General features: G+C 64.5%; 7 protein-coding genes. 3 read left to right on the top strand and 4 right to left on the bottom strand.

The genetic code is table 11. The features are described 5' to 3' along the window. Nucleotides 1-13: 13 nt before the first annotated feature. From ACLQI9_RS08035 to ACLQI9_RS08025, 3 genes are read right to left on the bottom strand one after another with little or no spacing between them, the layout of a single operon-like run. Nucleotides 14-1,156, bottom strand: coding sequence for an acyl-CoA dehydrogenase family protein (locus ACLQI9_RS08035; RefSeq protein WP_442391443.1), 1,143 nt, complete (start codon nucleotides 1,154-1,156; stop codon nucleotides 14-16). 28 nt (nucleotides 1,157-1,184) lie between these two features. Next, nucleotides 1,185-2,147 (bottom strand): acyl-CoA dehydrogenase family protein, encoded by a 963-nt coding sequence (locus tag ACLQI9_RS08030; protein WP_442385225.1) that lies wholly within the window; start codon nucleotides 2,145-2,147, stop codon nucleotides 1,185-1,187. Between the two features lie 23 nt (nucleotides 2,148-2,170). Beyond that, a complete protein-coding gene (locus ACLQI9_RS08025) occupies nucleotides 2,171-3,370 on the bottom strand; it encodes an acyl-CoA dehydrogenase family protein (RefSeq protein WP_442385219.1) in 1,200 nt (399 codons plus the stop codon). 118 nt (nucleotides 3,371-3,488) lie between these two features. On the opposite strand from ACLQI9_RS08025, the gene ACLQI9_RS08020 reads away from it, so the two are divergent. The 3 genes from ACLQI9_RS08020 to ACLQI9_RS08010 are packed head-to-tail and all read left to right on the top strand — an operon-like array spanning nucleotide 3,489 to nucleotide 7,175. Then, nucleotides 3,489-4,985 (top strand): aldehyde dehydrogenase family protein, encoded by a 1,497-nt coding sequence (locus ACLQI9_RS08020; protein ID WP_442391441.1) that lies wholly within the window; start codon nucleotides 3,489-3,491, stop codon nucleotides 4,983-4,985. A gap of 25 nt (nucleotides 4,986-5,010) precedes the next feature. Beyond that, the gene (locus tag ACLQI9_RS08015) at nucleotides 5,011-6,219 is read left to right on the top strand and encodes a CaiB/BaiF CoA transferase family protein (protein WP_442391439.1); all 1,209 of its coding nucleotides are present in this window, start codon (nucleotides 5,011-5,013) and stop codon (nucleotides 6,217-6,219) included. Then, nucleotides 6,216-7,175, top strand: coding sequence for a VOC family protein (locus tag ACLQI9_RS08010; protein WP_442385213.1), 960 nt, complete (start codon nucleotides 6,216-6,218; stop codon nucleotides 7,173-7,175). Before ACLQI9_RS08015 ends, ACLQI9_RS08010 begins: the two co-directional genes overlap by 4 nt. A 28-nt stretch (nucleotides 7,176-7,203) precedes the next feature. On the opposite strand, the gene ACLQI9_RS08005 is transcribed toward ACLQI9_RS08010, so the two are convergent. Beyond that, nucleotides 7,204-7,592: acetyl-CoA hydrolase/transferase C-terminal domain-containing protein (locus ACLQI9_RS08005; RefSeq protein ID WP_442391437.1), on the bottom strand; the 389-nt coding region annotated here is incomplete at its 5' end.

Genomic DNA, 7,592 nt, shown 5'->3' with positions numbered 1-7,592 from the left:
CGGGACGGCCGGCCTAGAACCCCATCGCCCGGCCCATCAGATCCTTCATGATCTCGGTGGTGCCACCGTAGAGCCGCTGCACCCGCGCATCCCGCCATAATCGGGCGACCTCGTATTCGTTGATGTATCCGTAACCCCCGTAGATCTGCAGGCAGCGGTCCATGATCTCCCATTGGATCTCGGAGGTCCACCACTTCAGGCCGGCCGCGTCCTGGTCGGAGAGCTGGCCCTCGTTGAGCGCCAGGACGCACTGATCCAGATATGTCTGCGCCGCATCGAGTTTGGTCTGCATCTCGGCGATGAAGTGCCGGTTGACCTGGAACTTGCCGATCGGCTGTCCGAACGCGGTGCGTTCGGACGCGTAGGTCATCGTGAGCTCGAGGGCACGGCGCGCGGCGGGTATCGCGTAACAGGCAATGCCGACACGCTCACTGGGCAGATGTGAAACCAGGTGGTAGAAGCCCCTGTTGAGCTCGCCGACCAAGTTCTCCTTAGGGACCCGGACATTGTCGAAGAACAACTCGGCGGTGTCGGCCGAATACTGACCGATCTTGTCCAGTTTGCGGCCACGGGTGAAGCCGTCCATGCCGTCCTCGATCATCAGCAGGCTGATTCCCCTGTGCCGCGCCGACGGATCGGTCTTGACGGCGGTGAGGACCAGCTTGGACAGCAGGCCGTTACTGATGAATGTCTTCTGGCCGTTGACAATCCACGCGTCGCCGTCGTCGCGGGCGGTGGTCTTGATGCCCGCGAGATCCGACCCGGCGGCCGGCTCGCTCATCGCGATCGAGCCGATGTACTCCCCGGAGATGAATTTGGGCAGCCAGCGCTCTTTCTGCTCCTCGCTGGTCAGGTCGTTCAGATACGGCACCAGGATGTCGTTCTGAACCCCCAGCCCGATACCCACCGATCCGGTACTGAACATCTCCTCGGACACGATCTGGTTGAACCGGAAGTCGTCGATCCCCATGCCGCCGTATTTCTCCGGGAGGGCCCAGCCGATCAGCCCATGCTCGCCGGCGGAACGCCAAGCCTCCCTGCTGACCTTGCCATCGCGTTCCCACTTTTCGGTGTTCGGGGCGCAGTCGCGTTCGAAGAAGGCCCGCGCGGTGGCGCGGAACTCGTCATGAACTTCCTCGAAGATGTTGCGGCGCATGGTTACCTCTTTCCGCTCTCATCGGTGCTCAGTGCCAGGCGGTTATCACGGGCAATGCGCGGCCGGGGGAGTAAGTGTCGAAGAGACGCTCGGCGAGCTGTGCCTCGAGTTGACGATAGGAACCGCATAGTGAATCGATCTGGAACCCTCGTGTGACGTAGCGATGCAGTTCGTGTTCGGATGTCAACCCGATGGCGCCGCACACCTGCAACGCGGCGTCGGCGACCCCGCGGTGCGCGCGGCCTGCGGCGGCCTTGGCGCTCTGCGCAGAGAGCCGTCCGCCGTATCGCCAAGACTCGTCGAGTAGCGCCCGGGCACCCTCGAGATGGGCCCACGCATCGGCCAGCGCATGCCTGGGTGACTGGAAGGCTCCGATCGGTGATCCGTACTGGACGCGGACGCTGATGTGGTCGACCGCGATCCGTAGCGCCCGCTCGGCAAGCGTGACGAGTTCGGTCGCAAGCCCCCGGTGCGCAGCACCGATGGCCCGATTCCACTCGGTCGACGCGTCAGTCAATGGCCCGCCCAGCGGACCCGACACCGACGTCCAATACACCGACGGGTCAAAGGTGTTCATACGCTGACCGGTCAGCTCGCCGGCGTCGACCACGCCGATTGACACCGCCCCCATCGGGAGGGACACCGGGACGACCAGCCGGCCGCGTCCGTCGAGCGGCCCGAGCACGATGCCGCTGACGCGGTCGTCATCCGAGCCGGGGGCGTAACCGTGGGCCAGGTTGGGCAGGACGATCCCGTCGACTGGATCGTTGAGCAGAGCGGATAGCTCGGCGACCATCGCGCGATCGAGGCAGTCGGTCTGTGCCAGCGAGTGACCCTGTGCGCGGAACAGCAACTCGCACGATTCGATCGGATATTCGGCCTCGATGTCCGACCAGCCCAGCTCTACCAACCGTGGACCAATCGCGATGTGGTCACCGGGATTCTTGGCGGCGAGTTCGGCGAAGAGCCGGTACACCGCATCTTCGATCATCGGCCACGATTCGTCGGTCGTCGTCACCGTTTCTCCTTCGGCAGTCCCAGAAGGTGATCGGCGATGATGCCCCGTTGCACTTCGGCGGCGCCGCCCATCACCGTCGCGGCCCGCGAGTACCACCATTCCGCGCGCAGGGTGTCCAGTTCGGCGGCGTTGTCTCCTCCGACACCGGCGATCATCCACTCGCGCCGGAGGTCGAGCACCAGGTCGTTGACCGCCTTCTCAGCGGTGCCGAACAACAGCTTGTCGATGCTGCTCTCCGGTCCGACGGCTGTTCCGTTCGCCAGCTTGCGGACGGTGGTGGCGGTCCGTGCCTGCGCGCATGCGACGTCGATGTAGACCTGCGCGAACCGCTCCCGGCTCGCGGCGGACGAGCCGCGATCCGCCATGTCGGCGCGGAGCTTTCCCAATTCGGTCAAAACCTTGTTCAGTACCGCGTATCCGTACATGCCGCGCTCATACTGCATGAGGTACATCGCCACGGCCCAGCCGCCGCCGACCTCGCCGACGACCCGGACGGCGGGCACCCGCACATCGTCGAAGAAGACCTCGGCGAGCTCTCGGCGGCCGCTGGCCAATGCGATGGGGCGGACGGTCACGCCTGGGCTGTCGGCGTCGATCATCAACATGGTCAAGCCGCGGTGCCGGCTTTCTGGTGTGCCCGTGCGGACGAGGGTGACCAGTCGTTTCGCGGTAGGGCCCTGGCTGGTCCAGATCTTCTGTCCGTTGACCACGAATCCGCCTGCGCCGTCGTGGACAGCCCGCGTGCGCAAGCTGGCCAAATCGCTACCCGATTCGGGTTCGGAGAAGGACTGGCCCCACCATTCGGAACCCTCGAGGTAGTGCGGCAAGTACTGGGCGGCAAGTGCGGGAGCGAACCTGATCAAGGCGGGGCCCAGCGTCTCGAGGGTCCACTGCTGGGCGGGGATGGGCAGCATCGCGTAGGCGAGCTCTTCGTAATAGACGGCACGGTGGATCTCGTCCCCACCGAGGCCCCCGGCTTCCGCGGGCCAGCCGTAGCGGTTCCAGCCTGCCGCGTACAGGCGCGACAGCACTGTGGCGTCGAAGGACAAGCCGTCCTCGGCGCTGGTGAAGGCTGCCCGGTGCCATTCGTCCACCCATTCCAGCTCCCGCAGATAACGGCGGAACTGTTGGCGGTACAGCGCTACATCCGTGACGAGGTCGTGAACGCTGCGGTCTGCAGCGGCGGGGACGGACACCTGTCACCCCTTTCGCCCGGGTCGGGGACCATTCAGGTTCGAGTCTGAATCAGCTAAACAGTTAGCTATTAAAGAGGTAGGATAGCGCACATTGCCCGCTAAGCGAGAGGTAGTGCCAATGACGGCTTTCCCGGTCGCGCTCAGCAGTGTTGCGTTTAACCCGGAAACCCGGTTGTACATCGACGGTCAGTTGCGGATGTCGTCGACGGGTCAGACCGTCGACAATCTCAATCCCGCCACCGAGGAGGTCCTCGGAGTGTGCACTGACGCCGGCGCGCAGGATATGGCGGAAGCCATCGCTGCGGCCAGGCGTGCGTTCGACACTACCGACTGGCCGACGAACCGTGAATTCCGAAAACACTGCCTGCAGCAGCTGCATGACGCGCTGCAGGAGGACAAAGAGCAGATGCGTGCCGAGCTGGTGGCCGAAGTCGGTTGCCCGGTGTCGACGACCTATATCGCGCAGCTGGATTGGCCGTTGACCGACGGCATCGCCTACCCCGCAGGACTCATCTCGGAATTCGCCTGGCAGCGAGCGCTTCCCGACGGTGCCCTGATGGGTGCCCCGTATCACCGCAGCGTCGTCAAGGAGCCGATCGGTGTCGTGGGTGCGATCACCCCGTGGAATTTCCCGGTGGAGATCATCACGAACAAGGTGGGCCAGATCCTGGCGACAGGCAACACGATGGTGCTCAAACCGGCCATCGAGACACCCTGGAGCGCGTTGCGGTGGGGGCGCCTGATCGCTGAAAAGACTGATATCCCTGCCGGAGTCGTGAACATCGTCCCGGCTTCGGACAACGACGTCGCGCAACTGCTGGTCACCGACCCACGGATCGACATGGTGTCGTTCACCGGGTCGACCGCGGTGGGCAAATTGATTGCGCGGCTGTCGGGGGAGACCATGAAACGCAACCTGCTGGAGTTAGGCGGTAAATCGGCCTACGTGGTGCTCGACGACGCGGACATGGGCGTCGCGCTGCCCGGCTGTATCGCCGCGTTGATTCACTCGGGGCAGGGATGTGCGTTGACCACCAGGATGCTGGTGCCGCGGCAGTTCTACGACCAGGCGGTCGACGTCGTCACCTCGATATTCGCCGGGATCACCGTGGGTGATCCCAGCGATCCCGGCAATTTCTGCGGGCCGCTGGTGTCGGCCAAACAGCGCGACCGCGTTCTGGGCTACATCGACAGCGCACGAGAGCAGGGGGCGCGGGTGACCGTCGGCGGCGCGACGCCTGATGGGCTGGAACGCGGATACTTCGTCGCACCAACGGTTCTGGCTGACGTAGCCGCGGAGATGCGGGTGTTCCAGGAGGAGATCTTCGGACCAGTCATCACCATCACCCCATACGACGGTGGAGACGACGGCGCCATCGCACTGGCCAACGATTCGTCCTACGGGCTTGCCGGCACAGTGGTGGGCTCCTCGGAACGGGCGATGTCGGTGGCCGGCCGTATCAGGGCCGGCTCGTTGATGGTCAACGGGGCGATGTATTACGGGGCTGACGCGCCATTCGGTGGGTACAAGATGAGCGGTCTGGGCCGCCAGAACGGCATCGAGGGATTCGAACAGCACTTGCAGACCAAGACTATCGCGTACCCGGTCGGCTGAAAGCCATATTCCAGCAGAGGAACTCATGACAGACATTCTCAGTGGCATTCGCGTCGTCGAGCTCGCGGCGTGGACGTTCGTTCCTGCGGCCGGTGCAGTATTGGCTGACTGGGGTGCCGATGTGATCAAGATCGAACATCCCGAGACCGGTGATCCCCAACGAGGGTTGATCAGCTCGGGCATCGTCGCCGGCGCCGGTGGCGTCAATCATTTCATCGAGCAGCCCAATCGGGGTAAGCGCAGCGTCGGTCTGGACACGCGCAGTCCCGAGGGTCTCGAGCTGCTGATGAAGTTGTTGGAGAGCGCCGATGTGTTCCTGACCAATTTGCTACCGGATTCGCGCCTGCGGATGGGCATCGACGTCGAACAGGTCCGTGCCCGTAGTCCCAAGATCATCTACGCGCGTGGACACGGCTATGGGACCAAGGGCGATCTCGCTGACCAGGGTGGATTCGATCTCGCGGCCTACTGGGCGCGAGGGGGGATCGGTGAGGGGTACGCCACGGACAACGCCTACCCGCCGATCCAGCGACCTGCGTTCGGCGACGTCTACGGTGGCTTGTCGATCGCGGCGGGGATCGCCGGGGCGCTGTTCAAAAGGGAGCGCACCGGAGAGCCGTCGGTCGTCGACGTTTCGCTGCTCGGTGCCGCGATCTGGCAACTCGGGCCCGACATCGTCGGTGCCGGCGTCACTGGCGCCGACATTCCGAAGTTTGACCTCGAGGGGATGCCCAACCCGGCTGCCAGCATCTACCAGACCGGAGACGGTCGCCACATCGTGTTTGTGCTCTTACAGTCCGACAGGTTCTGGGCCGACTTCTGCACCCGCTTGGGCCGCCCGGATCTCGTCGACGATGAGCGCTATGCCAACGCGGTGGTGCGCTTCGCCAACCGCGCGGAGTGCATCGCCGAACTCCGCAAGACCATCGGATCCCATGATCTGTGCCACTGGGAGGAAGCATTCGCGGGATTCGACGGCGTGTGGGATGTCATGCGCACCGCCCACGAGGTTCACTCCGATCCACAGGCCATCGCCAACGGGTACCTGCCACGCGTCACTGACGCCGCCGACAACGAATTCGCGCTAGCCGCGAGCCCGGTGCAGTTCGATGAGACTCCGCTGACGCTGACCCGTGCGCCCGGACACGGGGAGCACACCGATGCGGTGTTAGCCGAACTCGGCTACAACGACGAGGAGATCATTGACTTCAAGATCAAGTCCGTGGTGCTGTGAGCGGGCTCCGATCCGACGATTTGGCCCGGCGCTTCCTGCACGTCAACCTGAACTGCGCCTCGCTGGACGCTGCCGAGGCCTTCTATGCGGATGGACTCGGTTTGGGCGCACGGATGCGAACCGATTCGGCGGTGCCCACCAACGGCAGCATTCTCGGTTTGGAGGGTGAAACCTACTGCGCAACTTCGTTTCTCTACGATGCGCGGGGCGGCCGTGCCGGCTGCGCGCTGGAGATCATCGATTACCGGGCTCCGCCGCTGAGACGCGATACCAGCGCCGATCCCTTCCGTCGAGGCATCCGGTCGACGCTGATGACGGTGCCCGATCTGCACGAGGCGGTGGCGGTGTTACGTGCGGCGGGCGCGACAGTCGGTGACCCGGTGGACGGGCTGATCTCCGAGTTGAAGGCAGTATTGGCGGTCGACTCGGACGGGGCGGTGGTCGAGCTGGCCGAGAGTACCCACGCCGGCGACGCTGCAGCTGGCGCGCTGTTCTCCGGCATCAGGGTCGCCGCCGGCGACCTTGGGGCAACCGGCCAATTCCTCACCGCGATCGGCTTTCTCGAATCACAGCCGCCGACGTCGATGACGGTGTCCGGTCAACAGTTGGCGCCCGGCGGATCCGCCGAGCGCGTGGAATGCACGGTGGCCAGGTACGCACTCGCCGAGGATGGAGACCGGTTCGTCATGACGGTGGTCGCACACCCCGAGACCGCCGCGTCCGACCCGGTGCCGTGGGGCGGCAACCACCAAGGCCTCTACCGATGTGCACTGCGCGTCGATAGTGTCGAGAAGGCGCTCAATCAGGTACCCAATTCGGTTGAGCGGATGGGCGATCCGGTCTGGTGTCCGCTTCCCGGCACCAAGATTGACGGCCTGTTCATCGCGTTCCTGCGTTCACCCGACGGCGTGGTGTTCGAGTTCGTCGAACGGCCGCTGAAATACTTCAGCCGCTAGCCGCCTGCCGGTGCGGTCATGGAGCTCCTTACTCGAACAGTTCGGTGATGAGCTTGCGGCGCTGCGTCCAGTCGGCACCGCGCAGATCGGCGTGGCCCAATTCGGTGACGATCAGGTCGACGTCGTATGCAGGTGTCGACACCGGTCGGCTGAGTTGGGATACCAATGGGGAGTGGCCGTTCGTGCGGGACGGCATGGCGATGATCGACAGCCCGTTGCGAATTTTCGCAGCGGCGGCGCAGTAGTCGGGGTGACCGCCGATACCTCCGACCACTTTGTCACCCACACCTTCGACGTTGATCTGACCGAAGGCGTCGATCTCGATCGCGGTGTTCATGGCAACGAAAGGGCCACCGCGCGACAACCTGGCCGCGTCGTGCGTGTACTCCGTGCCGTGCAGGATCTGCTTTCCGTCGG

The organism is Mycobacterium sp. (genome assembly GCF_052143115.1).
Taxonomy (GTDB): Bacteria; Actinomycetota; Actinomycetes; order Mycobacteriales; family Mycobacteriaceae; genus Mycobacterium.
This window is presented reverse-complemented; position numbering and strand designations above follow the sequence as displayed.